22 protein-coding genes, 1 tRNA gene and 1 pseudogene are annotated in these 26,634 nt (G+C 48.4%); 13 read left to right on the top strand and 11 right to left on the bottom strand.

Features of this window, described 5'->3' with window-relative positions; genetic code table 11:
• Positions 1 to 346: 346 nt before the first annotated feature.
• The 9 genes from ACR0QT_RS05080 to dnaA form a co-directional block, all read right to left on the bottom strand.
• Positions 347 to 434, bottom strand: a tRNA-Ser gene (locus ACR0QT_RS05080).
• Between the two features lie 308 nt (positions 435 to 742).
• Complete coding sequence (locus ACR0QT_RS05075) at positions 743 to 1,291, bottom strand: Fe-S-containing hydro-lyase (RefSeq protein ID WP_432629781.1); 549 nt, start codon at positions 1,289 to 1,291, stop codon at positions 743 to 745.
• Positions 1,292 to 1,303: 12 nt separating this feature from the next.
• A complete protein-coding gene (locus ACR0QT_RS05070) occupies positions 1,304 to 2,149 on the bottom strand; it encodes a fumarate hydratase (protein WP_308451040.1) in 846 nt (281 codons plus the stop codon).
• A complete protein-coding gene (gene gyrA / locus ACR0QT_RS05065; protein ID WP_432629780.1) occupies positions 2,127 to 4,652 on the bottom strand; it encodes a DNA gyrase subunit A in 2,526 nt (841 codons plus the stop codon). Before gyrA ends, ACR0QT_RS05070 begins: the two co-directional genes overlap by 23 nt.
• A gap of 51 nt (positions 4,653 to 4,703) precedes the next feature.
• Positions 4,704 to 6,617, bottom strand: a complete 1,914-nt coding sequence (gyrB, locus tag ACR0QT_RS05060; RefSeq protein ID WP_432629779.1) for a DNA topoisomerase (ATP-hydrolyzing) subunit B — start codon at positions 6,615 to 6,617, stop codon at positions 4,704 to 4,706.
• Positions 6,618 to 6,731: 114 nt separating this feature from the next.
• Complete coding sequence (recF, locus tag ACR0QT_RS05055) at positions 6,732 to 7,820, bottom strand: DNA replication/repair protein RecF (protein ID WP_432629778.1); 1,089 nt, start codon at positions 7,818 to 7,820, stop codon at positions 6,732 to 6,734.
• A complete protein-coding gene (locus tag ACR0QT_RS05050) occupies positions 7,817 to 8,026 on the bottom strand; it encodes an RNA-binding S4 domain-containing protein (RefSeq protein WP_177977297.1) in 210 nt (69 codons plus the stop codon). Before ACR0QT_RS05050 ends, recF begins: the two co-directional genes overlap by 4 nt.
• 339 nt (positions 8,027 to 8,365) lie before the next feature.
• Positions 8,366 to 9,484: a DNA polymerase III subunit beta gene (gene dnaN / locus ACR0QT_RS05045; RefSeq protein ID WP_177977296.1), complete on the bottom strand. Its 1,119-nt coding sequence runs from the start codon at positions 9,482 to 9,484 to the stop codon at positions 8,366 to 8,368.
• 371 nt (positions 9,485 to 9,855) lie between these two features.
• Entirely contained in the window at positions 9,856 to 11,238 is a 1,383-nt protein-coding gene (gene dnaA / locus ACR0QT_RS05040; protein WP_432629777.1) for a chromosomal replication initiator protein DnaA, read from the bottom strand.
• A 955-nt stretch (positions 11,239 to 12,193) separates the two neighbouring features.
• Here dnaA and rpmH point away from each other — a divergent pair.
• The 8 genes and pseudogenes from rpmH to rsmG all read left to right on the top strand — a co-directional run bounded on the left by rpmH (position 12,194) and on the right by rsmG (position 20,113).
• Positions 12,194 to 12,328, top strand: a complete 135-nt coding sequence (rpmH, locus tag ACR0QT_RS05035; RefSeq protein ID WP_118532075.1) for a 50S ribosomal protein L34 — start codon at positions 12,194 to 12,196, stop codon at positions 12,326 to 12,328.
• A 51-nt stretch (positions 12,329 to 12,379) separates the two neighbouring features.
• Positions 12,380 to 12,724, top strand: coding sequence for a ribonuclease P protein component (gene rnpA / locus ACR0QT_RS05030; RefSeq protein ID WP_432629776.1), 345 nt, complete (start codon positions 12,380 to 12,382; stop codon positions 12,722 to 12,724).
• Positions 12,725 to 12,728: 4 nt separating this feature from the next.
• The gene (yidD, locus tag ACR0QT_RS05025) at positions 12,729 to 12,944 is read left to right on the top strand and encodes a membrane protein insertion efficiency factor YidD (protein WP_177977293.1); all 216 of its coding nucleotides are present in this window, start codon (positions 12,729 to 12,731) and stop codon (positions 12,942 to 12,944) included.
• Between the two features lie 19 nt (positions 12,945 to 12,963).
• Complete coding sequence (locus ACR0QT_RS05020) at positions 12,964 to 14,277, top strand: YidC/Oxa1 family membrane protein insertase (RefSeq protein WP_432629775.1); 1,314 nt, start codon at positions 12,964 to 12,966, stop codon at positions 14,275 to 14,277.
• Between the two features lie 14 nt (positions 14,278 to 14,291).
• A pseudogene (jag, locus tag ACR0QT_RS05015) lies at positions 14,292 to 15,188 on the top strand (RNA-binding cell elongation regulator Jag/EloR); the annotation flags it as partial.
• A gap of 770 nt (positions 15,189 to 15,958) precedes the next feature.
• Positions 15,959 to 17,344: a tRNA uridine-5-carboxymethylaminomethyl(34) synthesis GTPase MnmE gene (mnmE, locus tag ACR0QT_RS05010; RefSeq protein ID WP_432629774.1), complete on the top strand. Its 1,386-nt coding sequence runs from the start codon at positions 15,959 to 15,961 to the stop codon at positions 17,342 to 17,344.
• Positions 17,345 to 17,433: 89 nt separating this feature from the next.
• Complete coding sequence (mnmG, locus tag ACR0QT_RS05005; RefSeq protein WP_432629773.1) at positions 17,434 to 19,356, top strand: tRNA uridine-5-carboxymethylaminomethyl(34) synthesis enzyme MnmG; 1,923 nt, start codon at positions 17,434 to 17,436, stop codon at positions 19,354 to 19,356.
• A 25-nt stretch (positions 19,357 to 19,381) separates the two neighbouring features.
• Positions 19,382 to 20,113, top strand: a complete 732-nt coding sequence (rsmG, locus tag ACR0QT_RS05000; RefSeq protein WP_432629772.1) for a 16S rRNA (guanine(527)-N(7))-methyltransferase RsmG — start codon at positions 19,382 to 19,384, stop codon at positions 20,111 to 20,113.
• Positions 20,114 to 20,180: 67 nt separating this feature from the next.
• On the opposite strand, the gene ACR0QT_RS04995 is transcribed toward rsmG, so the two are convergent.
• Positions 20,181 to 20,546, bottom strand: coding sequence for a VOC family protein (locus ACR0QT_RS04995; RefSeq protein WP_432629771.1), 366 nt, complete (start codon positions 20,544 to 20,546; stop codon positions 20,181 to 20,183).
• A 172-nt stretch (positions 20,547 to 20,718) separates the two neighbouring features.
• Between ACR0QT_RS04995 and ACR0QT_RS04990 the strand changes: the two genes are divergently transcribed.
• Together ACR0QT_RS04990 and ACR0QT_RS04985 are read left to right on the top strand one after the other, a co-directional pair.
• Complete coding sequence (locus tag ACR0QT_RS04990) at positions 20,719 to 22,263, top strand: HD domain-containing phosphohydrolase (protein ID WP_432629770.1); 1,545 nt, start codon at positions 20,719 to 20,721, stop codon at positions 22,261 to 22,263.
• A 5-nt stretch (positions 22,264 to 22,268) separates the two neighbouring features.
• Entirely contained in the window at positions 22,269 to 22,637 is a 369-nt protein-coding gene (locus tag ACR0QT_RS04985) for an Hpt domain-containing protein (RefSeq protein WP_432629769.1), read from the top strand.
• A 144-nt stretch (positions 22,638 to 22,781) separates the two neighbouring features.
• Here ACR0QT_RS04985 and ACR0QT_RS04980 read toward each other — a convergent pair whose 3' ends face one another.
• A complete protein-coding gene (locus tag ACR0QT_RS04980; protein ID WP_432629768.1) occupies positions 22,782 to 23,738 on the bottom strand; it encodes an alpha/beta fold hydrolase in 957 nt (318 codons plus the stop codon).
• 306 nt (positions 23,739 to 24,044) lie between these two features.
• Here ACR0QT_RS04980 and ACR0QT_RS04975 point away from each other — a divergent pair, with 306 nt between their 5' ends.
• From ACR0QT_RS04975 to ACR0QT_RS04965, 3 genes are all read left to right on the top strand, one after another.
• A complete protein-coding gene (locus ACR0QT_RS04975) occupies positions 24,045 to 24,815 on the top strand; it encodes a ParA family protein (protein ID WP_432629767.1) in 771 nt (256 codons plus the stop codon).
• Positions 24,812 to 25,876, top strand: coding sequence for a ParB/RepB/Spo0J family partition protein (locus ACR0QT_RS04970; RefSeq protein ID WP_432629766.1), 1,065 nt, complete (start codon positions 24,812 to 24,814; stop codon positions 25,874 to 25,876). Before ACR0QT_RS04975 ends, ACR0QT_RS04970 begins: the two co-directional genes overlap by 4 nt.
• A gap of 72 nt (positions 25,877 to 25,948) precedes the next feature.
• Positions 25,949 to 26,464 carry a DUF4446 family protein gene (locus ACR0QT_RS04965; RefSeq protein WP_177976815.1) on the top strand — a complete coding sequence of 172 codons (516 nt, stop codon included), beginning with the start codon at positions 25,949 to 25,951 and terminating at the stop codon, positions 26,462 to 26,464.
• Positions 26,465 to 26,634 lie beyond the last annotated feature (170 nt).

Genomic DNA, 26,634 nt, shown 5'->3' with positions numbered 1-26,634 from the left:
GGTTTGTTTTTGTTCTGAATTTCTCAATTCAAAGATGTCTTTACCAAAAGACTCTTTTTTATAAGAATTTTCAGGGTTTTAAACACTGTTCAATCTTTCATTTTCAAGGTTCAGTCTGTTGCTTGTTCTCATCAGCAACTCATTCATTATATCAGAGCTGTTTGATTTTGTCAAGCACTTTTTTAAAAAGTTTTTTTGAAGCGTTTCCGCTTCTCAGTTGCTCAACAGCAACTTTGGTAGTTTATCATACCTTGTTGTGTTTGTCAACAACTTTTTTACTTTATTTTTTCAAGCTCTTTACCAGCAATTTGCTTTAGAGTGAAAAAAAGAATCATTTGGAATTGAGCGGAGAAAGAGGGATTTGAACCCTCGCGCCGGTTGCCCGACCTACACCCTTAGCAGGGGCGCCTCTTCGGCCTCTTGAGTATTTCTCCGAACTTGTGATTCCATATGATCGCGATTTGAAACGTATTTTGTTGTCAAACGCATGAGTAATTATACTTGATCCATTCGTGTTTGTCAACAGGTATTTTGAAGTTTTTTATTTTTCTTCCAATCTTCTCCCGGAAATTTGCCTTTCTTCCTAATTAAGGCAAAATAAAAAGTTTCAAAAAGCCAAAGAAAAAAACAAGAAATTACAGAAAATACAGAAAAAGAGCCCGGCAAACCGGACTCTTTTTCAAAAACAAGTATAATTCAAGCGCATCCTCGCGGAGCATATATCATACGAGAAATCAATCTCTTACTTTGCATACTGCTTGATCGCAGTCTCATACAGATTGTTTCCCTCCGAGTCAATCACGACGATCACCGGGAAATCGCGAACCTCGAGCTTGCGGATTGCCTCCGTTCCGAGATCATCATAGGCAATCACCTCAGAAGACTTGATTCGCTGGGAGAGCAGAGCACCTGCTCCTCCGACTGCGGCAAAATAGACGCTTCCGTTTCTCACTACCGCATCAATGACCGCCTGACTGCGCTTTCCCTTTCCGATCATCGCACCGAGACCGAGATCGAGAAGCTGTGGGGTATACTTGTCCATACGGCTTGCGGTTGTCGGACCTGCCGAGCCGATCGGTCGACCCTCTCTCGCCGGGGATGGTCCCATATAGTAGACCACATTTCCCTTCCAATCAAGCGGAAGTTCCTTTCCCTCTGCGAGCGCCTCATACATTCTCTTGTGGGCAGCATCACGAGCCGTGTAGATCGTTCCGTTCAACAGCACATAGTCGCCCGCATGCAGACTCTTCGCATCTTCTTTACTGATCGGTACCTGAATAGTTCGATTCATCCTTCTCTCCTCCTACAAAACCCGATGAGCATGCCGGTTTACATGACAGCAGATATTGACTGCCACAGGAAGTCCCGCAATGTGAGTCGGATAGGTTTCAATGTTGACCGCAAGTGCCGTGACCGTACCGCCAAGACCTCCCGGTCCGATTCCGAGCGCATTGATCTTCTCAAGCATCTCTTTCTCAAGATCTCTGACATACGCAACCGGAGAAACCTCCTCAAGGTTTCTCGTGAGCGCATGTTTTGCCATCATCGCGCACTTCTCAAACGTACCGCCAATTCCGACACCAACGACCATCGGAGGGCAGGCGTTCGGACCTGCGTCGCGCACTGCGGTCAGAATCGCCTCCTTCACGCCCTCAATGCCGTCTGCCGGCTTGAGCATGAAGACACGGCTCATATTTTCACTTCCAAAGCCCTTCGGTGCAAGCGTCAGGTCGATCTGATCTCCCTCGACAATCTCATAGTGAATGACTGCCGGCGTGTTGTCCTTCGTATTTTCGCGCTCAAGCGGGTCGCGCACGATGGATTTGCGCAGATACCCGTCGACATATCCGTCGTGAACGCCCTGATTGATCGCGTCAGTCAGACTTCCGCCCTCCACATGGACATCCTGTCCCACGCGCGCAAAGATCACTGCCATTCCCGTATCCTGACAGATCGGGATCATATCCTCTCCCGCGATTTTTAAGTTCTCCTGAAGCTGATTCAAAATCTGTTTTCCGAGAGGGGACTCCTCCTTCTCGACTGCCTGCTCAAAGCGAGCTCTCATATCGTCGGAAAGGAAATGGTTTGCCTCAATGCACATTTCCTTTACCGCCTTGGAGATCTCCTCAGTTCTGACTGTTCTCACCATCATTTCCTCCCGTCTCGAGATTCAACTCCTCAATTCCGTCTCCTTCTGACTTGTTTCCATCGTCGCGCACCTTCGCAATGCTTGCCACACGAATATCAGAATCCTGGTCAATCGCCATCAGTTTGACACCGGATGTATTTCTTCCGATCACGGAAATATCATCCACGGAGATTCTAATCACAATTCCCTCATTCGTGATGATCATCAGATCATGCTCATCTTTCACGATCTTTGCGCCGACGATGTCGCCGGTCTTATCGGTAATCTTGTAGCAGAGAACGCCCTTTCCGCCACGGTTCTGCGCCGTAAATTCAGAAATCGGGGTGCGCTTGCCCATGCCGTTCTCCGACACGATCAGCAGATAATCGCCCTGCGTATGCACCTGCATGCCGACAACCTCATCGCCCTCGTTGAGCTTCATACCGATGACACCCATCGAGACACGACCAGTCACACGCACATCCGTCTCATGGAAGCGAATGCACTGACCCTTCTTCGTCACAAGGAAGACATCCTTCGTGTCATCCGTCGCCTTAACCTCAATCAGATCGTCGTTCTCGCGAAGAACAATCGCCTGAAGTCCGTTCTTTCGGATGTTCTCATACTCACGCATCGGGGTCTTCTTGACCATACCGTTCTTCGTCGCCATGAAGAGGTACTCGCTCTCATGGAACTCCTTCATCGGGATGATCGCCGTGATCTTCTCCTCCGGCAGAAGCTGAAGCAGGTTCACAATCGCCGTTCCGCGCGCCGTCCGGCTTCCCTCCGGAATCGCATATCCCTTGAGGCGGTAAACGCGTCCGCGGTTCGTGAAGAACAGGATGTAGTTGTGCGTCTTCGTCAACAGCAGATCCTCAATATAGTCCTCATCAATCGTCTGCATTCCGCGGATTCCCTTTCCGCCACGGTTCTGACTGCGGAAATTGTCCACGCTCATGCGCTTGATGTATCCGAGCTTCGTGATTGCGACAACGGTATTCTCGTTCGGAATCAGATCCTCCATCGACATATCAAACTCGTCAAATCCAATCGAAGTCTTTCTGTCATCGCCGTATTTCTCGGAGATCGCAAGAATCTCTTCACGAATCACGCCGAGCAGTTTCTTCTCGTCTGCAAGGATTGCCTTGAGTTCCTCGATGCGCGCCATCAGCTCCCGATACTCATTCTCAATCTTCTCTCTCTCAAGACCAGTCAGCGCACGAAGACGCATATCGATGATCGCCTGAGCCTGCACATCACTGAGCTCGAATTTCTCCATCAACTGCTGTTTTGCAATCTGAGGAGTCGACGCACTGCGGACAATCTGGATCACCTCGTCGATATGGTCGAGGGCAATCAGCAGACCTTTGAGGATGTGAGCACGCTCCTCTGCCTTGTTTAAATCGTATCTGGTACGGCGGGTCACAACATCCTCCTGATGGCTCAGGTAGTAGGTCAGCATTTCCAGAAGATTTAAAACCTTCGGCTGGTTATCCACAAGTGCAAGCATGATCACGCCAAAGGTATCCTGAAGCTGGGTGTGCTTCAGAAGCTGGTTGAGCACAATGTTCGCATTCGCATCACGGCGAAGCTCGATCACAATCCGCATTCCCTGACGGTCGGACTCATCGCGCAGATCGGTGATACCGTCCACACGCTTGTCTTTGACAAGCTCTGCGATCTTCTCGATCAGTCTTGCCTTGTTCACGAGGTACGGAAGCTCGGTAACCACAATCCGGCTCTTTCCATTCGGCATCGTCTCAATGTCGGAGACTGCGCGCACACGGATCTTACCGCGTCCGGTTCGATAAGCCTCCTCAATTCCGGCTCTTCCGAGGATCTCCGCTCCGGTCGGGAAGTCCGGTCCCTTCACGATGTCAAGAATCTCCTCGATCGAGGTCTCACGATCTTCCTCGACGCGGTTGTCGATGATCTTCACAACAGCGGAGATCACCTCTCTCAAGTTGTGTGGCGGGATGTTCGTCGCCATACCGACTGCGATTCCGGTTGTTCCGTTTACGAGAAGGTTCGGGAAACGTGCCGGCAGAACAACCGGCTCCTTCTCCGTCTCATCGAAGTTCGGAATGAAGTCAACGGTGTTCTTTCCGATATCCGCAAGCATCTCCATCGAAATCTTGCTCAGACGCGCCTCGGTGTAACGCATTGCTGCCGCGCCGTCTCCATCCACAGAACCAAAGTTTCCATGACCGTCCACCAGTGGATAACGGGTCGACCACTCCTGCGCCATGTTGACAAGTGCTCCGTAAATCGAGCTGTCACCGTGCGGATGATATTTACCCATTGTATCACCGACAATACGCGCACATTTTCTGTGTGGCTTGTCAGGTCCGTTATTCAATTCAATCATCGAGTAGAGCACACGGCGCTGTACCGGTTTCAGACCATCTCTGACATCCGGAAGCGCACGCGCAGCAATAACACTCATGGCGTAATCGATGTACGATTTTTCCATGGTGGATTTCAAATCTATGTCGTGAACTTTATCAAAAATATTCGGTTCCATCTTTCTCTCCTATCTCTTCGGTATTCCGTTCGTATTTCGATTTACACGCGCTTAAATATCCAGATTCTGCACATACTTCGCATTCGTCTCGATAAATTCACGTCTCGGCTCTACCTGATCGCCCATCAGCGTTGTGAAGGTCAGATCCAGCTCGGAGGTCACATCGTCGTCCATGTTGACGCGGAGAAGAATACGGCGCTCCGGGTCCATTGTCGTCTCCCAAAGCTGTTCGGCATCCATCTCACCAAGACCCTTGTATCGCTGAATCTTATTGTTGTTGTCTCGTCCAACTTCCTTGAGGATCTGATTGAGCTCCTCATCGCTGTATGCATACCAGACTTTCTTGTTCTTCTCGAGCTTGTATAACGGTGGCTGTGCCAGATAGACATGGCCCTGCTTGATTAACTCCGGCATGAAGCGGTACAGGAAGGTCAGCATCAGCGTGCTGATGTGAGCACCGTCGACATCGGCATCCGTCATGATGATGATTTTTCCGTAGCGCAGTTTTGTGATATCGAAATCGTCGTGGATTCCCGTTCCGAACGCAGTGATCATCGCCTTGATCTCCGCATTTGCATAGACCTTGTCGAGACGGGCTTTCTCAACGTTCAGAATCTTTCCGCGAAGCGGAAGGATCGCTTGGGTATCTCTCGAGCGCGCCGTCTTTGCAGAACCGCCTGCGGAATCTCCCTCAACGATGAAGATCTCACACTTCTGCGGATCTTTATTCGAACAGTCTGCGAGCTTGCCCGGAAGCGTCATGCTCTCGAGCGCAGTCTTTCTGCGGGTTAAATCTCTCGCCTTTCTCGCAGCCGCACGAGCGCGCTGGGAGAGAATCGACTTCTCACAGATCGTCTTTGCTGCGACCGGATTCTGCTCGAGGAAGTAGGTGAGCTGTTCGCTGACGATGTTGTCGACAGCACCTCTCGCCTCGCTGTTTCCGAGTTTCTGCTTCGTCTGTCCCTCAAACTGCGGTTCCTCGATCTTGACGCTGATGATCGCAGTCAGACCCTCACGGATGTCCTCTCCGCTCAGATTGTCCTCGCTGTCCTTGAGCAGTTTGTTTTTTCTCGCATAATCGTTAATCGTCTTTGTCAGAGCGTTTTTCAGACCTGCGAGGTGCGTACCGCCCTCCGGTGTGTTGACGTTGTTGACAAAGCTGTAAATATTCTCCGTGTAAGAGTCGTTGTGTTGCATTGCGACTTCCACATAGACATTGTCCTTCGTTCCCTCGCAGTAGATCACGTTCTCATAGAGAGGTGCTTTTCCCTTGTTGAGATAAGTTACGAACTCACGGATTCCGCCCTCATAGTGGAAAATCTTCTCCTTTTTCTCCTCGCGGTCATCCTTAAGCTCAATTCTTAAATTCTTCGTCAAAAATGCCGTCTCCTGAAGGCGCACACGAAGAATCTCAAAGTCATAAACCGTCTCCTCGAAGATCTCCGGATCCGGCAGGAAGTGCACCTCTGTACCGTGTTTGTCCGGAGCACACTCACCGACAACTTTCAGCGGATACATAACCTTTCCGCGCTCATAACGCTGTTGATAAATCTTTCCGTCCTGATAAACGCGCACTTCCAGCCAGGTGGAAAGGGCGTTTACAACGGATGCACCCACGCCGTGCAGTCCGCCGGATACCTTGTATCCTCCACCGCCGAACTTACCGCCGGCATGAAGGATCGTAAATACAACTTCGACCGCCGGGATGCCGGCCTTCTTCTGAATGCCGACCGGAATTCCGCGGCCATCATCAATGACGGTAATGGAATTATCAGCATTGATGGTAACCTCAATCTTGTCGCAGAAACCGGCTAATGCCTCATCCACCGCGTTATCCACAATCTCGTACACAAGATGGTGAAGACCCCGCGATGAGGTACTGCCGATGTACATTCCAGGTCTCTTCCGGACTGCTTCGAGTCCCTCCAAAATCTGAATTTGATCTGCTCCGTATTCTGCACTCATGTTATGTCCTCCTCATTCTCAATTCCATTCAAATTCGCAACTGTTCAGTACCTTCATTCAGTACCCTCACAATCACTCAAATTCCACATAAATCTAAATCTGTATTTCTGTATTTCAATTCACAGCCTCGGAAACCGTGCCCTCCACAACCTGAAACAGCCGGTCAATGTGGAAACGGTTATTCACAAAATCCTCAAGTCCCGTACAGGTTATCATCGTCTGAATATGACAGATCGCATCGAGAAGCTGATTCTGCCTGCTTCCGTCCAGTTCTGAAAGAACATCATCCAACAGAAGAATCGGATAATCCTTCACCAGTTTTTTCACCAACTCAATCTCAGCGAGCTTGAGTGAGAGCGCCGCCGTTCTCTGCTGTCCCTGGGAACCAAACTTGCGAATGTCAATATCATTGACAAAAAATGCAATGTCGTCCCGGTGCGGTCCAGACAGCGTCGTCTTCTGTTTGAGATCCTGAGTTCGGCTCTGGCGAACCGCCGTCTCAAGGTCCTCTGCCCGCGCATTCGGATCGTAGACGATTCTCAAGGTCTCCTTTTCCCCGGACAATTTTCGATGAATCCCCAAAATCAGTTCGTTGAGCTGACGAATGAAATCTTCCCGGTAGCGAATTAATTCCTGACCGTACTGAACAAGTTGCATATCCCACACATCGAGCGTCTCCTCGTATTCCGGATGAAACGCGAGCTCCTTGAGCAGACGGTTGCGTTGCATCAGAACACGGTTGTACGAGACGAGAGAGTGCACATAGAGCTTATTGAGCTGACAGAGCTCGAGATCGATGAATTTTCTGCGCTCGGAAGGTCCGTTCTTAATCAGATTCAGATCTTCGGGGGAGAAAAATACAACGTTCACAATCCCAAACAGCTCACTCGCCCGCCGGATCGGGATGCCGTTGATCGCGACACCCTTCGCCTTATTCTTTTTCAAATGCATGTCAATCCGGTAAGGCACATCTCGTTTTCTCACTGTCATCTTGATGTGAGACTCATCCTCACCGAAGCGGATCATCTCCCGATCCTTACTGCTCCGGTGCGATCTCGTCGTCGCACAGACATAGACAGCCTCAAGGACATTCGTCTTTCCCTGTGCATTGTTGCCATAGAAAATGTTCGTTCCGGGGGAAAACTCCAGGTGAAGTTCTTCATAGTTCCGGTAATTCTTCAGTTCGATGGATTCAATAATCATAATACAATCCGGATGGTCTCTCCCTGATACGTCACGACATCGCCGTCACGAAGTTTCTTTCCTCTCTGGTATTCCACATTTCCGTTTACTTTTACCAGACCATCCTCGATCGCATACTTTGCATCGACTCCAGTCTCGCACAGTCCGGCAGCTTTGAGCGCCTGACCAAGTTTGATATACTCATCTCTTAATTTGATTGTCTCCATAATTTTCCTTTCCAGACAGATTTTTTCCGTCCTCGTAACAGTAAAGGTGCGAAACCGATACATGTTCTCACAAACTATCTGCAAATTATAGCAGATCTTGCGCTCTTATGCACCCGTTTCGTGAATTTCTTCGTTTCATCCACATCGATGTGGATAAAATGTGCATAACCTTCAAGTCGACGCAAGCATCGACTTGGCGCGTGATTCTGGTCAGCTCTGCTGACATCTTCCCATCAGAATCACTGCGCATCCACGCGGAGCGTATAACTCAGGAGGGGAATACCCATTCTGAGTTGTAGATATCTAAATTGGCTGTTGACGAAAAAAATCCCAACTCCATTATACCTCAGATGCGATAAAGTTTACCGGCAAAATCAAATAAATATAAGTTCCATCTTCATCCTTGATGAAGCACGGGGACTTCGGATTCATCATGTAGAGCTCCACATCCTCGTCATCGATGACGCGCAGGGCATCGAGAAGGAATTTCGGGTTGAATGCAATCATGATGTCGCTTCCGGTCTTGTGCGCCGTCATATCCGCATTCATCGAACCGAAGGAAGATTTGACTCTCATATTGATGCTGTTGTCGGTGACATTCAGGATGATCGGCTTGCGGTCGCTGTCACGGATCATGATCATCGCACGCTCAATGTTGTCCATGAACTCTCTCTTGTTGACCTTCACGCGGGTCTCATAATCGCTCGAAAGCATGTGATCGATCTTGAAGTATTCTCCCTCGATCAGACGGGAAACGACAACGGTATCCCCAAACTCGAACAGGATGTGGTTCTTGCTGAAATAGATCTGAACCTCAGCCTCATTGTCTCCGTTGAGAATTTTGCTGATCTCAGAGAGAGTCTTACCAGGAATGATGACCTTGTGATCTTCATAATGATCTTTAAGGCGGATGTTGCGGATCGAGATTCGATGACCGTCAAGAGAGACAACCTTGAATACATCATCCTTGACTTCCATCAGCTCGCCAGCCATCATTTTGTTGCTGTCGTTCGGAGAGATGGAAAAAATCGTCTGACGAATTGATTCCTTAAGCGTGAACTGCGTTAAGGAAATGTGCTGATCACGCTCGATATATGGCAGGTAAGAAAATTCATCCCCATCTCTGCCCTGAATGTGGAAAGATGCATTCTCACACTCAATCGAGGTGTTGAAGCGATTGTCGCTTGTGATCGTTACAGGAGAGTTGCCATCAGGGAGCTTTCTGACGATCTCATAGAAAAGCTTTGCCTCCAGAGCGATTTTTCCACGCTCAAGGATAGAGCCTTCCACTTTCGTTTCGATTCCGAGTTCCATGTCATTTCCGGTCAGCTTAATGTCGTTTGCATCTGCATTGATCAGAATGCATTCCAAGATGGTCATGGTCGTCTTGGATGGGATTGCCTTGGAGACGATAGAGATTCCATTCAGCAGTGCGTCTTTCTGAAAAACGAGTTTCATTGTTGATAACTTCCTTTCTTGGTGATCTAGTAGGGGCGGTCCTTATATATAGAAAGATATAAGTAAGTTTCCGTAGCAGTAGTAGTAGGCGTTGTGGATATGTGGAAAAGTGCCTCAAATCCTTGTGGTTAAAGGAAAGTTGATGTGTATAACTATGTGGAAACCATGTAGATAACTTGTGGACTTATCCACACTTATCCACAATGAAAAATGTGTAAAAAATCGCGAAAAAGTTTTCCACAGAGTATCCACACAATATCCACAAACAATCCACAGAGTTATCCACACCCCATTTTTTTCGATTTTTTCACTATCCACAAGCCATTGTGGATAAAATGTGGATAATGTGGATAAAAAAAAGCATGCTTTTTTTACGGATGAATCTTCTTTTTCAAGATGTCAATCGTGTTTTGCAGGCTCTGATTATTTGGCAGATCCTTTGTGATTTTTTCGATTCCGTGAAGAATCGTTGTGTGGTCACGTCCTCCAAGTACTTTTCCGATAACCTGGAGCGGAATCGCAGTCATGTTGCGACACAGGTACATCGCGATCTGACGCGGGTAAACGATCTCTTTGTTGCGCTTCTGGGAAATGATTTCCTGCGGAGTCAGATCAAAATGATCGGCTACGACCTGAAGAATCAGTTCCGGGGTGATGCTCTGCACACCGTCAGGTGATATGATGTCTTTGAGCGCTTCCTCTGCGAGCGCAAGGTTGATCTCCTTGTTGGAGCTTCCGTTATTTCCGAGCTTGGAGAGGGCGACAATCTTTGTCAGAGCGCCTTCGAGCTCTCGGATGTTGGACTTGATGTTCGTTGCAATATACTTGATGACCTCGTTGTCGATGTTGTAGCCCTCAAGTTCCTCTTTCTTGCGCAGAATCGCCATACGCGTCTCGTAATCCGGCGACTGGATATCCACAGACAATCCCCATTCAAAACGGGAACGCAGTCGCTCTTCGAGTGTCTCGATCTCTCTCGGTGGTTTATCCGAGGAGATGATGATCTGTTTCTTCGCGTCGTGAAGCGCGTTGAATGTGTGGAAAAACTCCTCCTGCGTGCTCTCTTTTCCTATGATAAACTGAATATCATCGATCAGAAGCACATCGATGCTCCGGTACTTCTCGCGGAACTCGGTTGTGGAATAGTTGTTCTTGTTTCGGATCGCATCGATCAGCTCGTTCGTGAACTTCTCGGAAGTCACGTACATGATCTTGGTGCTTGGGTTATTCTTCAAAATGAAGTTTGCGATCGAGTGCATCAGATGCGTCTTGCCGAGTCCAACACCTCCATAAATGAAAAGAGGGTTGTAGATCTCTCCCGGGGATTCTGCAACGGCAAGGGATGCCGCATGTGCTAAGCTGTTGTTAGCGCCGACAACGAAGGTGTCAAAGGTGTATTTCGGGTTCAGACCGGCTTCCTGAAGCGTCGTCTGGCTGACCATGAGCTGATTGTTCTGAATCAGCTGGTTTGCCTTGAGCTGTTCTTCCTGAATCTGATCTTTCACGACGAAATCAACCTTGCATTTGAATCCCGTGACTTCTCCGATGGAGACCGCCAGCATCGTGCTGTATTTCTTTTTGAGATACCCAAGGAAATTGGCATCCGGTACGATGAGCTTGACTACCGATTCGTCCTCAATGGAGTAAATCTCGAGCGGGAGAAGCCAGGTCTCAACGGAAACCTCGGAAATATCGTACTCATTTTTCAGAAAGTGGATAATTTCCGGCCATTTTTCTTTTAGTGTTTCTAACATACCATGTCTCCTAATTCTATCCAAGTCTCCACAAGTGTTGCCTGCAATTCGGAAATTGCCAGATGGCTGATCCTGTGATACAATCAATATCATCCGTATAAATAATAAATATAGATATAAAATAAATATAAAAAACACTATAAATAGGAAGATACTCGATCGTCCACTCAATCGGATACACAGTGACTTGAATCGTTACATCGTGATAAATAAATGATGCCAGGGCGAATATCCCCGACATGATAAAGATGGTAACTGCAAACTTGTGGGGCAGTTACGAGAGTGTGGACCAGAGTTGAAATTGTGGATAACTCTGTGGATATCTTTGTGGATAATCCTCGGAGCTCGCATAGATAGCGGACAAATCAAACAAGACTTTGTTTGTGGATAACTCTGGACAAATTGTGGATACTTATAAGAACCCAATCTACTATTATTGTATACCAAAATGGGGTTTTTTTCAACGAGAATAGTAAAAACGGGGAGGTTTTCTGTGGATTATCAACAGAGTTATCCACATCTTGTGGATAACTCATCCCCAAACAACTATATCCTGTTTTTTGTCGGATTTATCCCCAAAATGTAGAATCTGTGCGAAGAAAGGGAAGATTCTGTCGCAGACGAGGAGGTTATCCACATTGAGAGTGGTTGAAAACCATTGTGCATAAGTGGATAACTTTGCAGAGATTCCGATTAAAAGTTGTTCCAGTCGACGCAAGCATCGACTTGGCGCGTGATTCTGATTGGATAGGAATGGAACCGTATGGAATCCTCCTCATAAAACCAGGTAGTACAATTGGGAATAAAACAATAATGGAAAACACTTGAAAACAACTCGAAAACATAAGAAACTACTTGACGAAGTGGGGGCTTTTCATTATAATTGAAACGATGTCAATTAAAATAGTCGTAATGTGTTCATCAGATAAGAGAGAATAAGAGGAGGTGCTGCGATATGAAAATGACTTTCCAGCCGAAGAACAGACAGAGATCGAAAGTTCATGGCTTCAGAGCCAGAATGAGTACTCCGGGCGGTAGAAAAGTACTTGCTGCTAGAAGAGCTAAGGGCAGAGCAAAATTATCAGCTTAATGAACGAAGGTCACAAGAAATTGTGGCCTTTTTCTTAAATTTAGGGATAATATGAAGAGATTTCCAAGTATCAGAAAAAATAGGGATTTTCAGACGGTATACCGGACGGGAAAATCCTGTGCCAACAGACAGTTGGTGATGTATGTAAAGCGGACGGAGGAGCCGGCAACCAGAATCGGAATTTCCGTCAGCAAGAAAGTCGGAAACAGTGTGGTGAGACATCATATCACCCGTCTGGTGCGGGAGAGTTTCCGTCTTCACATGGACATGTTGGAGACTGGTTGTGACATCGTCGTGGTGGCGAGAGCTACTGCAAAGGACTCAGATTATAAAACCATTGAGCGTGCATTTATGCACCTGTGCGGACTTCATAACATTGTAAGAGAATCGAAGTGAGAACATGATTAAAAAAATCTTGATTTTAATGATTCGGGGGTACCAGATTTTCCTCTCCCCGCTGAAAGTAAGAACTCACTGTATTTACACGCCGACGTGTTCTCAATACGCCATTGAGGCACTCACCAGGTACGGTGTGGTGAAAGGACTATGGTTGGCCACGAAGAGGATACTGCGGTGTCATCCGTGGGCAGAAGGCGGTTATGATCCAGTTCCGTAGCTTATGAGGAGGTAACAGATTGGAATACTTGGCATTGACAAAGACCGGGGGATTTTTCTTGTTCGCGTGGATCGTAGAGATCATGGGCTACATCATGAGCGCGCTGTTCAAGTTCACAAGCCTGTTCGGTGTTCAGAACATTGGCTTGTCAATCATTTTATTTACGCTGGTCGTTAAGGTCCTGATGTTCCCGCTGACCATCAAACAGCAGAAGGCGTCCAAGCTGATGGCTGTGATGCAACCGGAAATTCAGGCGATTCAGAATAAGTATAAGGGAAAAACAGACAATGACTCCATGATGAAGATGAATGTGGAGACAAAGGCTGTTTACGAGAAATACGGCACTTCCATGACAGGCGGATGCTTACAGCTGGTAATCCAGCTGCCGATCCTTCTGGCACTGTACCGGGTAATTTATAACATCCCGGCATATGTAGGTTCTGTAAAGACACACTTCATGAACATTGTTTTCGCGCTGACCGGAGTGGCAAGTGCGACTGACCTTGCAGACGGAGCAGGAGCTTCCCTTCTTCAGTTTGCAACCGAGCATGGTGTGAACTTAAAGGGTATGAATGCCATCGGTGATCTGACCGGAGTGACCGGAACGGCACTCGGCAACAAGATGGTGGACATCCTTTACAAGATGAACCCGAGCCAGTGGGGCGAGCTGGCAGGCGCATTCCCGAATGCGGCAGACGTCATTCATGAAAATTATAAAGTTATCGAGGGTATGAACTCCTTCCTCGGAATCAATCTGGCAGCACAGCCGTTTGACGGAAGCTTTGTTCCGAATCTGGCATGGCTGATCCCGATTCTGGCAGGTCTGAGCCAGTACCTGAGCACGAAGCTGATGATGAACACAAACCCGTCTTCCGCAGGTCAGGATGAGAATCAGGCAGCACAGATGATGAAGAGCATGAACATTACCATGCCTCTGATGTCTGTCTTCTTCTGCTTCACCTTCCCGGCAGCAGTTGGTATCTACTGGGTATCCAGCAGTGTGTTCCAGATTCTTCAGCAGTTAATCGTAAACAAGTACTTAAACAGCATGGATCTCGATCAGCTGATCGCAGAGAATGTTGCAAAGGCAAACAAGAAGCGTGAGAAGCAGGGTCTTCCGCCACAGCAGATTACTCAGAACGCAACTGCAAAGTTAAAGAACATGCAGATTGAGGCTGAGAAGGAAGAGAAGAAGCGTGCGGAGAAGCTCGAGAAGAACGAGGAGCTGGTAAAAGAGTCCACTGCTTACTACAATAAGGATGCAAAGCCTGGCAGTCTTGCGGCGAAGGCCGGAATGGTTGCGAAGTACAACGAGAAACACAATAATAAATAAGGGGGAGGGACACAATGGAGGAGAAGATTACGGTTTCTGCCAAGACCTTGGATGAGGCGATCACAAAGGCGCTGATCGAATTGCAGACGACGAGTGATCACCTTGATTATGAGGTGGTTCAGAAAGAAAGCTCAGGTCTTCTTGGCTTATTTGCGAAACCCTGTGTGATTCGCGCCAGAGTGATGAGCGAGGCGGAAGAACAGACCCTGAAAGAAGAGAAGGCGAAAGCGATCAAAGCGGCTCAGATTGCCGAGGAGGAAGCGCAGAAAGCAAGAGAGGCACAGCAGAGAGAGCTGAGAGCAAAAGCGCAGACCGAACGGCAGATCGCAAAACCGGCAGGATCGGAGAAGAAAGAGAGTAAAGAGAATGCTGAGGTTATGGCAGAATCCGAAATCTCTGAGAAGCCGGAGCAGGCAGAGTCTGAGAAGAAGACAAAGGCGTCTGCAAAGATCGATGAGGTGGCTGTCAAGACGGCGGCGAAAAATTTCCTGAGTCAGGTTTTTGATGCGATGGGAATGGAAGTTTCTGTTGAGGCAGAGTACGATCCGTCTGAGCGCGAACTTCGCGTGATGATGGAGGGCGGAGATATGGGAATCCTGATCGGAAAGCGCGGTCAGACCCTTGATTCTTTGCAGTATCTCGTAAGCCTTGTCGTGAACCGGGAGACCGAAGGATATCTGCGCGTGAAGCTGGATACCGAGAACTACCGGGAGCGCAGAAAGGAAACGCTTGAGACGCTTGCCAAGAATATTTCTTATAAGGTAAAGCGGACGAAGCATCCGGTTGCACTTGAGCCGATGAATCCGTATGAGCGCAGAATCATCCATTCCGCTCTTCAGAATGATCGCTATGTGGTGACGCGAAGCGAGGGAGAAGATCCTTACCGCCATGTTGTGATTTCTCTGAAGAAGGAAGTTCCTTACAGTGGAAATGCAACCCGCAAAGATCGCTATCCGTCACGCCGTGACAAGAATGGAGCGGAGATGGCAGATGGCAAGAAGGGCGGAAAGAAGCCGTATCGCTCTCGCAATCGTTCTGCACAGAACCGTGTACCGGGTGCAAAAAATGCACAGGATGCACAGAGTCTGAGCGTGCAGAGTGAGAAAATCGGAGAGCAGGTTGTTTCTACGGAGGAAGTCGTTCTCGTGAAGATGGAGACCACGGTTGTGGAGACGATCACAACGGGTTCTGAGACAACAGAATCATAGGATAGTTAAAAAACATCAGACGGTTTTTGGAAAAAACGGGGGTGTCTGGTAGTGGGTTTGACCACCGCCGGATGCCCCCCGTTTGTGTTGGAAATTTTCACGCAATGTCAGTGGATGTGATATAATTCAGAATATATATTTCACGTCTTGGTTAGAAGTTGATTTTGGCGACGCTCCTCCGGCAAGGTAAAGTTATGCAAACACGCTCTCGCTCCGGGTAAATCAGCGGAAGCGTCACTGGCGCTTCCTCGATACGCTGGGCGAATGTAGCGGTGCATAAGGCTGTAAAGGACACAGCCTAAGCACCGACATTTCACACGGGTTTGCATGAACTTTCCTGCCTTCGGAGCCTTCAGTGTAACATATAACTCAGAGTAGATGTCCCCCTCCTCTATAGGTGGAGGTATCACAAACTTTTTCAGGAGTGGATATCTACCCTGAGTTATAGAAATTAGGATAGAAAAGAGGAATATATGGAGAATGTTACCGATACGATCGCAGCGGTTGCCACGGCGATGAGCAGTTCCGGAATCGGAATCATCCGGATCAGCGGACCGGAGGCGATTGAGGTTGCAGATCGGATTTTTAGGAGCCGAAGAGAGGGCTTTCGTCTGGCGGATGCAAAGACGCACACGATTCATTATGGAATGGTGTATGACGGGGAGGAAGCACTCGATGAGGTGCTCGCGATGGTGATGCGCGGACCGCACAGCTACACGGCGGAGGATACGGTTGAGATCAACTGTCATGGCGGTGTTCTCGTCATGAAGCGGATTCTCGAGACTGTGATCCGAAACGGTGCCCGTCCGGCGGAACCGGGAGAATTTACGAAACGTGCATTTTTGAATGGAAGAATGGATCTGTCACAGGCGGAGGCGGTGATCGATGTGATCAACTCCCGCAGTGAGTATGCGATGCGCTCTTCCGTCAGCCAGCTTAGCGGATCACTCTCAAGAAAGGTGAAGAAACTCAGGGAGGATATTCTGTATCAGATTGCCTTCATTGAGTCTGCACTTGACGATCCGGAGCACATCTCGCTGGATGGATATGAGGAGAAGTTAAATGGGCTTCTCGCACCGATGGTGGAGGAACTCGAAAAATTGCTGAGATCGGCGGATAACGGAAAACTGCTCTCAGAGGGAATCAAGACCGTCATTCTCGGAAAGCCGAATGCAGGAAAATCTTCGCTGATGAATGTTCTGGTGGGCGAGGAGCGCGCGATTGTCACGGACATTGCGGGAACGACGAGAGACACGCTCGAGGAGCAGATTCGCCTCAGAGGAATCAGCCTCAATATCATTGATACGGCGGGAATCCGTGAGACCGAAGATCGCGTTGAGCAGATCGGTGTGAGCAGAGCGCGTGCGGTTGCAAATGAGGCAGATCTGATTATCTATGTGGTCGACGGTTCGCGTCCGCTCGATGAGAATGACCGGATGATCATCGATCTGATCCGTGACCGCAAGGCGATTGTTCTGCTGAATAAATCTGATCTTGAGACAAAGGTTTCGGAAGAAGAGCTGGCAGAGCTGACCGGAGGAAAGACGGTTCTGAGTGTGTCTGCGAGGGAGGAGACAGGAATTGATCGCCTTGAGCAGGAGATTGAGAAACTCTTCTATGAGGGAAATCTGGATTTCAACGATGAGATTCTGATCACAAATGTGCGCCACAAGACGGCTCTCGAACAGGCCTTGGCTTCGCTTCGGATGGTTCAGACGGGAATCGCAGATCAGATGCCGGAGGATTTCCTCACGATTGATCTGATGGACGCATACCGCCAGCTTGGAACAATCATCGGCGAGGCAGTGGAGGATGATCTCGTCAATGAGATTTTCAGCAAGTTCTGTATGGGAAAATAAAATCGTGTTAAATAAATTTGGATAGAAGCAAACGATCTGTTATTTGAAGGTAGTAGATTTTTGCCCATAACAAATGAAAGGATTTAGTTATGAAATGTTTGGAAGAAAGCTATGATGTGGTCGTCGTAGGAGCCGGACATGCGGGCTGTGAGGCAGCGCTTGCGTGTGCGAGACTGGGACTTGAGACGATTGTATTTACGGTCAGCGTGGACAGCATTGCGCTGATGCCGTGTAACCCGAATGTCGGCGGAAGCTCGAAGGGACATCTCGTCCGCGAACTCGATGCGCTCGGCGGAGAGATGGGAAAAAACATTGACGCGACGTTTATCCAGTCAAAGATGCTCAATGAGTCGAAGGGACCGGCAGTCCACTCTCTGCGTGCTCAGGCAGACAAGCAGGAGTACAGCCGTCATATGCGCCGGACACTGGAGAATACCGACCATCTGACGATTCGTCAGGCGGAGGTCTCCGAGCTGATCGTGGAGGATCACTGCATAAAGGGAGTTAAGACGTTCTCAGGAGCCATCTACCATGCGAAGGCAGTTGTTCTGGCAACCGGAACCTACCTGCGTGCGCGCTGTATCTACGGGGAAGTCAGCAATGCGACAGGTCCGAACGGACTTCAGGCAGCAAACCACCTGACGGATTCCCTGATTGCAAACGGGGTGGAGATGTTCCGATTTAAGACCGGAACTCCAGCGCGTGTGGACAAGAGAAGCATTGATTTCTCAAAGATGGAGGAGCAGTTTGGAGATGAGAGAATTGTGCCGTTCTCGTTTTCGACCGATCCGGAGTCGGTGCAGAAGGATCAGGTATCCTGCTGGCTGACTTACACGAATGAGGAGACGCACCAGATTATCCGCGACAACCTTGATCGCTCCCCGCTGTTTTCCGGAGCAATCGAGGGAACAGGTCCGCGCTACTGCCCGTCGATCGAGGACAAGGTTGTGAAGTTCCCGGATAAGTCCCGCCATCAGGTCTTTGTGGAGCCGGAGGGACTTTACACGAATGAGATGTATCTTGGTGGAATGTCGAGTTCTCTGCCGGAGGATGTGCAGTATGCGATGTACCGCACCGTACCGGGACTTGAGAATGTGAAAATCGTGCGAAATGCGTATGCGATTGAGTACGACTGCATCAATTCCCGTCAGCTCAAATCTTCGCTTGAGTTTAAGGCGATTCACGGACTTTTCAGCGGTGGTCAGTTTAACGGAAGTTCCGGATATGAGGAGGCAGCGGTTCAAGGATTTATGGCAGGAGTCAACGCGTCGATGCAGGTACTCGGACGGGAACCGGTGATTCTTGACCGTTCTCAGGCTTATATCGGAGTTCTGATCGATGATCTTGTGACGAAGGAGAACCATGAGCCGTATCGAATGATGACCTCGCGTGCCGAGTATCGTCTGCTCCTCAGACAGGACAATGCGGATCTTCGCCTTCGTGGAATCGGTCATGAGATCGGACTCGTCAGCGATGAGGAGTATGAAAGAGTCTGCCAGAAGCAGAAGGATATTGAGGCGGAGGTCGATCGCCTTGAGCACACAACGACAGGAGCAAACGAGAGAGTGCAGGCATTTTTGCGCGCACACGGAAGTACCGAGCTCAAGACCGGAGCGACGATGGCAGAGCTTCTGAGACGACCGGAGCTTGATTACTTTATGCTTGCAGAGATTGATCCGAAGCGTCCGGAGCTTCCGCGCGATACTGCCGAGCAGGTCAATATCAATGTGAAGTATGAGGGATATTTAAAGCGTCAGATGCAACAGGTCGCACAGTTTAAGAAGCTCGAGAGCAAGCGTCTTGATCCGGACTTTGATTACAGCACGGTGAACAGCCTGAGAATTGAGGCAGTGCAGAAGCTCAATCTCTACAAGCCGGCGTCGATCGGTCAGGCATCCAGAATCTCCGGTGTTTCACCGGCGGACATCTCCGTTCTTCTGGTGCATTTGGAGCAGTTGCGTCACAGCGGTCATGGTAGTCATGGCAGTCACGAAAAGAAACAGGAAAGCTAAGAGAGGATAAGGGAAAAAAGCCGGAATGGAAGAAATTTTTAGAGAAAAAATGGAAGTCGGAGTTCGGGAGGCAGGACTGGAATTGTCTGAGAAGCAGATGGAACAGTTCTATCGCTACTATGAACTTCTTGTTGAGTGGAACAAGGTGATGAACCTGACCGGAATCACCGAGGTCGGGGATGTCGCAGAGAAGCATTTTGTGGACAGCCTTGCGCTCGTGCGCGCCGTTGAGGCGTCCGCGCTTGATGGCGCGAAGCTGATCGATGTCGGAACGGGAGCGGGATTTCCGGGACTTCCGCTCAAGATTGCATTTCCGGAGCTCAAGGTGACACTTCTCGATTCGCTGAATAAGAGAATCAAATTTTTGAATGAGGTCATCGGGGAGCTTGGTCTTGAGGATGTCGAGACAATCCACGGAAGAGCTGAGGATTTTGGAAAGAATCCACAGTATCGCGAGCAGTACGATTTCAGTGTATCGCGGGCGGTTGCAAATACTGCATCATTGTCGGAGTACTGCCTGCCGTTCGTGAAAGTCGGTGGATACTTTGTGCCGTACAAGTCGGGAAAGATCGATGAGGAGCTGAAAGCCGGCGAGAAGGCGATTCAGGTTCTCGGCGGAAATGTGGAAAACGTTGTGAGATTTACACTTTCCGGTGCAGAGGCGGACAGAAGTCTTGTGATGATCAAGAAGACAGAGAAGACGCCGAAGCGTTTTCCGAGAAAAGCCGGAGTTCCGGCGAAGGAGCCGATCGCATAAAGAAGATACTTGTGGAAGATTGAAATAAAAGGGGGCTGGCATCTGCCAGTCCCCTTTTTGTATCTTTTTATCTTGCAGGTACAATCTCAATCCAGTATCCGTCCGGATCGCCGATGAAGTAGATTCCCATTGCTTCGTTCTCAAAGCAGATGATCCCCATCTCTTTGTGGCGGGCGTGGAGTGCCTCGAACTCGTCGGTTGTGAAAGCGAGATGGAATTCACATTCGCCGAGATCGTAAGGTTCGGTGCGCTCCTTGAGCCAGGTCAGTTCGAGGGTGAAGTCAGAGATTCCGTCACCGAGGTAAACGAGCTTGAAAGAGCCGTCCTCCGCAGTTTTTTCTCTGACCGGAAGCAGGTTCAGAGCCTCCTCATAGAAGGCGATACTTTTTTTCAGATCAAGGACATTGAAGTTAAAGTGATTGAAGCGAATCATTTGGATAAACACTTCCTTTCCTGTTTTTCCTTTCATTGTATCCGGAATGAGAAGAAAACTCAAGCGTTATATATATGAGTGCTTGTTTTCGTTTGAATTTTCCCGTATAATAAGGAAATGGGATACATTTTGGAAAAATCCATTGAAATTCAGAGATAAAGGAGGGGATGGAATGAGACAGACAGAAACGGATGACAAGATTCAGGAAAAACAGGTCATTTTAATTGTAGATGATTCTGAGATGAATCGTGCGATCCTGACGGATATGCTTCAGGAAGATTATCGGACTCTGGAAGCAGAAAATGGAGTACAGGCAGTTGAACTCATCCGCAAATATTCCGATGCTATTGATCTGGTTCTTCTGGACATTACCATGCCGGAGATGGATGGTTTTGAGGTATTGGCAATCATGAACAAGTATCATCTGATTGACAATATTCCGGTCATCATGATTTCAGCAGAGCGAGCATCTTCTTACATGGAGCGCGCCTATGAACTTGGTGTAACGGATTACATCAGCCGTCCGTTTGACGCGCTGATTGTACGGCGCAGAGTAGAAAATACCCTGATGCTTTATGCAAAACAGAAACGTCTGGTAGGTCTTGTTGCGGATCAGGTTTATGAGAAAGAACGAAACAACAGTATGATGGTGAATATCCTCAGTCATATTGTGGAGTTTAGAAATGGCGAAAGTGGACTTCACGTCCTTCACATAAATACGATGACAGAGATTCTGCTTCAGCACCTTGTAGAAAAGACGGACAGATATCCACTGACTCAGGAAGATATCATCCGAATCTCCACGGCATCGGCACTTCATGACATTGGAAAGATCAGTATCCCGGATGAGATCATCAACAAACCGGGAAGACTGACCAAAGAAGAATTTGAGATTATGAAAACGCACTCGGCAGTCGGAGCTTCGATGCTGTCTGCGATCACGGCTTATCAGAATGAGCCGTTTGTGAAGACGGCATATGAGATCTGTCGCTGGCATCATGAGAGATACGACGGAAAGGGATATCCGGATGGACTCAAAGGAGATGAGATTCCGATTTCCGCACAGATTGTCTCCCTTGCCGATGTCTACGATGCGCTGACGAGTGAGCGATGTTACAAGAAGGCATTTTCGCATGAGACTGCGATCAACATGATCATGAACGGAGAGTGCGGTGCATTCAATCCGCTGTTGCTGGACTGCCTGCTTGAAGTAGCGGGAGATATTCAGAGAGAGCTTGCTGTAAATTCACCGGAGAGAGAGTTTCAGGTGCATGAGACGGTGGAGCAGATTCTCAAGCATAAGAAATTACACGGATACGGCTACTCGATCAACCAGATGCGAATTGAGCAGGCAAAGAAGGAATTCTTCTTTGAGCATGAGAGAACGCTGGTATTTGATTACAGCGAGCTGACGAATGTGATCCTGTTCTCAAACTGGGGAAGACGTCTTCTGGGATTGAAAAAGAACCAGCTTGATCTCAGAAAAGAATCTGCGTTACTTCAGGATCAGGATACATTGGAAATGGTTCGGGCAGAGCTTGCAAAGACGACACCGGAGAATCCGTCGATCGATATCAAGATCAAGATTCATGCGTTCGGTGAGTTGAAGGAACATCGTCTGGTAGCGAGAACGCTGTGGTCTGATGGCGAGGAAGCCCTCAGAGTAGGTGTGATTGGAAGAGCGGAAGAAGTCTTCCGGCTGGATGAAAGGAGATAGAGAAGATGAATCTGAGAGAGTGTTATGAAGCAATGGGAGCAGACTTTGATGCAGTTCTGTCTCGTCTTCGCAGTGAAGGATTGATTAAAAAATTTGTACTTAAATTTGTGGATGATCCGAGCTATTCACAGCTGGAGCAGACGATGCAGGCGGAGGATTATAAAGAGGCATTCCGTGCCGCACACACGATCAAGGGCGTTGCCCAGAACATGGGATTTGACGGTCTTGCGCAGTCCTCTTCCGATCTGACGGAGTGCCTTCGTCCGGCAGGTGAGGACAAGGCAATTGATCTGGCTGAGGCAAATCGTCTCTGGACACAGGTGCAGGCAGATTATGCTCGCACAATCTCTGCAATCAAGGCGATGAATGAGTAAGAGTAATAAATAAGGCTGAGTGATATTAGGACATTAAGAGAAAAAGCGATTTTCCTATCCGGTTGAGGGGATACCTCAGATGAGATTGGAAAATCGCTTTTTTATTTCATAATTTCACAGAAAATTGTGCGCAGTGAGCGGAACTTAGTGAATATAGGTACGGATCAGCTCGACGAGTTCTTCCGGAGTCTCAAGCTGAGGCAGTCCCTTTGCGCCCGGAATCAGCGCAGTCTCAATCGCGGAATTGTATTCCTTGTACTCATTCAGTCGGTCTTCGATGTGTTCGATTCCATTTCCGCCGATGATGTACATGCTGTTGTCGATCTTGCGGAGTGCGTTGACGATGTTACAGCGCGTGTAATTACAGCTTATGCTCGCATACATGGATTTTGAAGATGCACCGAGATGTGCAGACTCATAGTAGGCATCCACATACGAGGATTTGACGGAATACGGATTCTGGAAGCCGGACGCAACGAAACGCTCATGGATTGCCTGACGGCTGTTTGCGATGTTGTAGAGAAGGGTTCCGATCATCGGAAGCTCTACGACGAACTTATACATCTTTGATGCTTTTCCCGGCATCTGACAGAAATCCTGTACACTAAGCGGATTGATGAACATCAGCTGGTCAAAAAGCTCCGGCTTGTTGGCGCATGCCATGATCGGGATCGATGCGGACTCTCCGGTTGCGATGACGCTTGTGCGGTGACCGATCTCAGATTTGATGAAATCAGAGATCAGCTGGACGTAGAGATAATTTGTGTACGTCATATTTGCCTTCTCTGAGCGTCCACATCCGAGAAGATCGATCGTGTAGACGGTGTAATCATTCTGAAGAGAGGAGACAATTCGACTCCACTCGTAACCGCTTGAGGCGGAATTCAGATCGTGGATCAGAAGCAGAGGCATTCCGCTTCCTGATTTTGTGTAGTGTACATTTCCAAGACGCCATTTGAAGCACAGCGACTTGGACTTATCATCGTTTAAAAGATTCTTTGACACAGCTGTGACTTTGATGATTTTATTGATAGCTGCGACGGAGGCAGCGGTAGTGGCAGACAGGATCAGCAGGGTCAATAATTTGTTTTTTGCCTTCATAGAATACCTCCTTGTTGCAGGCGAGACAGGTTTGATCTGAGCGTAAAGAGCAACAGATCTGTTGATATTATAGTACAAATTGTCGGGATAGACAATAAAAAGACAGAAAATTAGAATCAGATAGATAGAGCAGTTTCACAGGAACGAATTATCAGACAACTTCCAGCAAGCATTTCATTGATTTCTTATAGGAAAACAAAAAAAATTGTGTTATACTATTCCCCGTAAAAAAGAACGGGTTTCCGCGGAGAATCCGAACCTTTCCGCAGGGAGACCCATGAGAGATACATATAAAAAGGATGCAGAATGGGTAGAATAATAGCGATTGCAAATCAGAAAGGTGGCGTGGGAAAGACGACCACGGCGATCAATCTTTCGGCGTGTCTGGCAGAGGCAGGACAGAAGGTTCTGTCGGTGGATTTTGATCCGCAGGGAAATGCCACGAGCGGACTGGGATTTGAGAAGGAAGACATGGACAAGACTGTCTATGAGCTGTTACTTGGAGACTGCGGACTGGATGCATGCATTTATCAGGACGTACAGGAAAATCTCGATGTGATGCCGTCGGATATGAATCTTGCGGCGGCAGAGATTGAGCTTCTCGATGTGAAGAATAAGGAATCTCTTCTTCGCACAGAACTCAAGAAGATTTCGGATTCTTATGATTTCATTATCATTGACTGTCCGCCGTCTCTAAATATCTTGACAATCAACGCGCTGACTGCGGCGGATACGGTGCTTGTCCCGATTCAGTGTGAGTACTATGCGCTGGAGGGTTTAAGCCAGATTCTTCAGACGGTCGAGATGGTGAAGAAGCGCCTGAATCCGGATTTGGAACTGGAGGGTGTCGTTTTCACGATGTACGATGCGAGAACAAATCTCTCGCTTGAGGTGGTGGAGAATGTAAAGAAACATCTCAACGAGACGATTTATAAGACGATCATTCCGCGAAATGTGAGACTGGCGGAGGCCCCGAGCCACGGAATGCCGATCAATCTTTATGACTCACGTTCGAGCGGTGCGGAGAGCTATCGGATGCTTGCTTCAGAAGTAATCAACAGAGGGGGAGAGGAATGAGAAGAAGCAGAAAGGGACTTGGAAGAGGACTTGGTGCATTTTTCGGAGAGGAAGTTGTAGACGAGGTTTCCGGAAAGAGTGCAGACGGTGCAGAGGCTCAGAAGGAGCTTTTCGTCAAGGTGACGGAGATTGAGCCGAACCCGGATCAGCCGAGAAAATATTTTGACGAGGAACAGCTCAACGAGCTGGCAGAGTCCATCAAGCAGTATGGAGTTCTTCAGCCACTTCTCGTCCAGAAGAAGAGAGATCACTATGAGATTGTCGCAGGAGAGCGCAGATGGCGTGCGGCGAGAATCGCAGGAGTTGAGAAAGTTCCGGTTGTCGTCCGCGAGTTCAGCCCTCAGGAGGCGATGGAGATCGCTCTGATTGAGAACCTTCAGAGAGAGGACTTAGACCCGATTGAGGAGGCAAAGGCATATGAGCGCCTGATGCTCGAATTCCGCATGACGCAGGGAGAGATTGCAAAGCGCGTATCGAAGAGCCGTACCGTTATCACAAACAGCGTTCGTCTGCTCTATCTGAATCCGGAAGTTCAGAAGATGGTTTCGGAAAAGAGAATCACGAGCGGTCATGCGCGCGCGATTTTGAGCCTTCAGGATCAGGATCAACAGCTGGAACTGGCAAAGATCGTGGAGAGAGATCACCTCAACGTCCGCGAGGTTGAGAGAGCCGTCAAAACCTTCGGAAAAGAGAAGAAGGAAGAGATGGCAGAAGAGACCAACGCAAAGGCAGTGGTGGAGGATGCAGGTGTAAGTGCAGAGTCTGCCGAGAAGACTGCGGATATGGCGGAGACCTCTGTTTCGACGGCGAAGGAAGCGGAGACAGCGAAAGAGAAGATCACCGAGAAAATGACTGAAAATCTGGATCAGAAACCTTTGGAGACGAGGGAGGATGAGCAGATTGCGATGGTCTATCGGGATCTTGAGGATCGTCTGAAAGAGATTCTCGGAACTCAGGTTGTCATCAATCGAAAGGATAACAACAGAGGAAAGATCGAGATCTCGTATTATTCTCAGTCTGAGCTTGAGCGGATCATCGAATTACTTGAGTCCATTCAGTAACATCAGTAACATCGGATTGCAGACAAAGTAGTGACAAAAGATACACAGAAATAGATAGGAGTGGAAGACAGAATGGAAGGAAGCATTCTCAATAATCTTGGGATTGATCCGTTTTATATTATTCTGGCGCTGGCAGTTCTGAATCTGATCCTTCTGATCGTCGTGTTTGTGGGAGTTTTGAAGATGCAACAGCTCTATCGCGGATACGATTATTTCATGAGAGGAAAAGATGCGGAATCTCTCGAGGAGCTGATCTCCGAGCAGATGGATGAGATTCTCGAACTGCGCTCTCAGGATCGCGCAAATAAGGACGCGATCCGGACGGCGAACAAGAACAGCCGGGCGGCTTTTCAGAAAATTGGAATTGTAAAGTACAATGCATTTCAGGGGATGGGCGGAAATTTGAGCTTCGCCCTTGCCATCCTCGACTACACGAACACCGGATTTGTCATCAATTCGGTTCACAGCAGAGAGGGTTGTTACCTGTATCTGAAAGAGGTGGATCGCGGAGAGACCGAAGTTCTTCTCGGAAATGAGGAGAAGGAGGCATTGGAGCAGGCACTCGGATATAAGGAAAGAGAGCAGTAAGATATAAAAAGTTAAATACAAAAAATCAAATACGAAAAATGAGGAGAGTCCGGGATGCCGGACTTTTTCTTGTATCAGGGGAGAATTCGTTTGATTTAAGTCGACGCTCTGCGGGAATTTGCCGTATTTAAATGCGAAGCCACGGCAAATTCCGTTACTGGGCATGTGCG

Source organism: Brotaphodocola sp., assembly GCF_050873365.1.
In the GTDB taxonomy this organism is placed as follows: Bacteria; Bacillota; Clostridia; order Lachnospirales; family Lachnospiraceae; genus Brotaphodocola.
Note: the sequence above shows the minus strand (reverse complement) of the source record. Positions and strands in the feature narration are given on the sequence as shown.

Bases quoted from the DNA above. Each gene is read 5' to 3' on its own strand.
- dnaN (WP_177977296.1), bottom strand. From the start codon at position 9,484: ATGAAACTCGTTTTTCAGAAAGACGCACTGCTGAATGGAATCTCTATC.
- ACR0QT_RS04985 (WP_432629769.1), top strand. From the start codon at position 22,269: ATGAATCTGAGAGAGTGTTATGAAGCAATGGGAGCAGACTTTGATGCA.
- ACR0QT_RS04980 (WP_432629768.1), bottom strand. From the start codon at position 23,738: ATGAAGGCAAAAAACAAATTATTGACCCTGCTGATCCTGTCTGCCACT.
- recF (WP_432629778.1), bottom strand. From the start codon at position 7,820: ATGATTATTGAATCCATCGAACTGAAGAATTACCGGAACTATGAAGAA.
- rsmG (WP_432629772.1), top strand. From the start codon at position 19,382: ATGGAAGAAATTTTTAGAGAAAAAATGGAAGTCGGAGTTCGGGAGGCA.
- yidD (WP_177977293.1), top strand. From the start codon at position 12,729: ATGATTAAAAAAATCTTGATTTTAATGATTCGGGGGTACCAGATTTTC.
- ACR0QT_RS04995 (WP_432629771.1), bottom strand. From the start codon at position 20,546: ATGATTCGCTTCAATCACTTTAACTTCAATGTCCTTGATCTGAAAAAA.
- ACR0QT_RS05075 (WP_432629781.1), bottom strand. From the start codon at position 1,291: ATGAATCGAACTATTCAGGTACCGATCAGTAAAGAAGATGCGAAGAGT.
- ACR0QT_RS04965 (WP_177976815.1), top strand. From the start codon at position 25,949: ATGGAAGGAAGCATTCTCAATAATCTTGGGATTGATCCGTTTTATATT.
- ACR0QT_RS04970 (WP_432629766.1), top strand. From the start codon at position 24,812: ATGAGAAGAAGCAGAAAGGGACTTGGAAGAGGACTTGGTGCATTTTTC.
- ACR0QT_RS05070 (WP_308451040.1), bottom strand. From the start codon at position 2,149: ATGGTGAGAACAGTCAGAACTGAGGAGATCTCCAAGGCGGTAAAGGAA.
- rpmH (WP_118532075.1), top strand. From the start codon at position 12,194: ATGAAAATGACTTTCCAGCCGAAGAACAGACAGAGATCGAAAGTTCAT.
- gyrB (WP_432629779.1), bottom strand. From the start codon at position 6,617: ATGAGTGCAGAATACGGAGCAGATCAAATTCAGATTTTGGAGGGACTC.
- ACR0QT_RS05050 (WP_177977297.1), bottom strand. From the start codon at position 8,026: ATGGAGACAATCAAATTAAGAGATGAGTATATCAAACTTGGTCAGGCG.
- ACR0QT_RS04975 (WP_432629767.1), top strand. From the start codon at position 24,045: ATGGGTAGAATAATAGCGATTGCAAATCAGAAAGGTGGCGTGGGAAAG.
- gyrA (WP_432629780.1), bottom strand. From the start codon at position 4,652: ATGGAACCGAATATTTTTGATAAAGTTCACGACATAGATTTGAAATCC.
- dnaA (WP_432629777.1), bottom strand. From the start codon at position 11,238: ATGTTAGAAACACTAAAAGAAAAATGGCCGGAAATTATCCACTTTCTG.
- mnmG (WP_432629773.1), top strand. From the start codon at position 17,434: ATGAAATGTTTGGAAGAAAGCTATGATGTGGTCGTCGTAGGAGCCGGA.
- rnpA (WP_432629776.1), top strand. From the start codon at position 12,380: ATGAAGAGATTTCCAAGTATCAGAAAAAATAGGGATTTTCAGACGGTA.
- mnmE (WP_432629774.1), top strand. From the start codon at position 15,959: ATGGAGAATGTTACCGATACGATCGCAGCGGTTGCCACGGCGATGAGC.
- ACR0QT_RS04990 (WP_432629770.1), top strand. From the start codon at position 20,719: ATGAGACAGACAGAAACGGATGACAAGATTCAGGAAAAACAGGTCATT.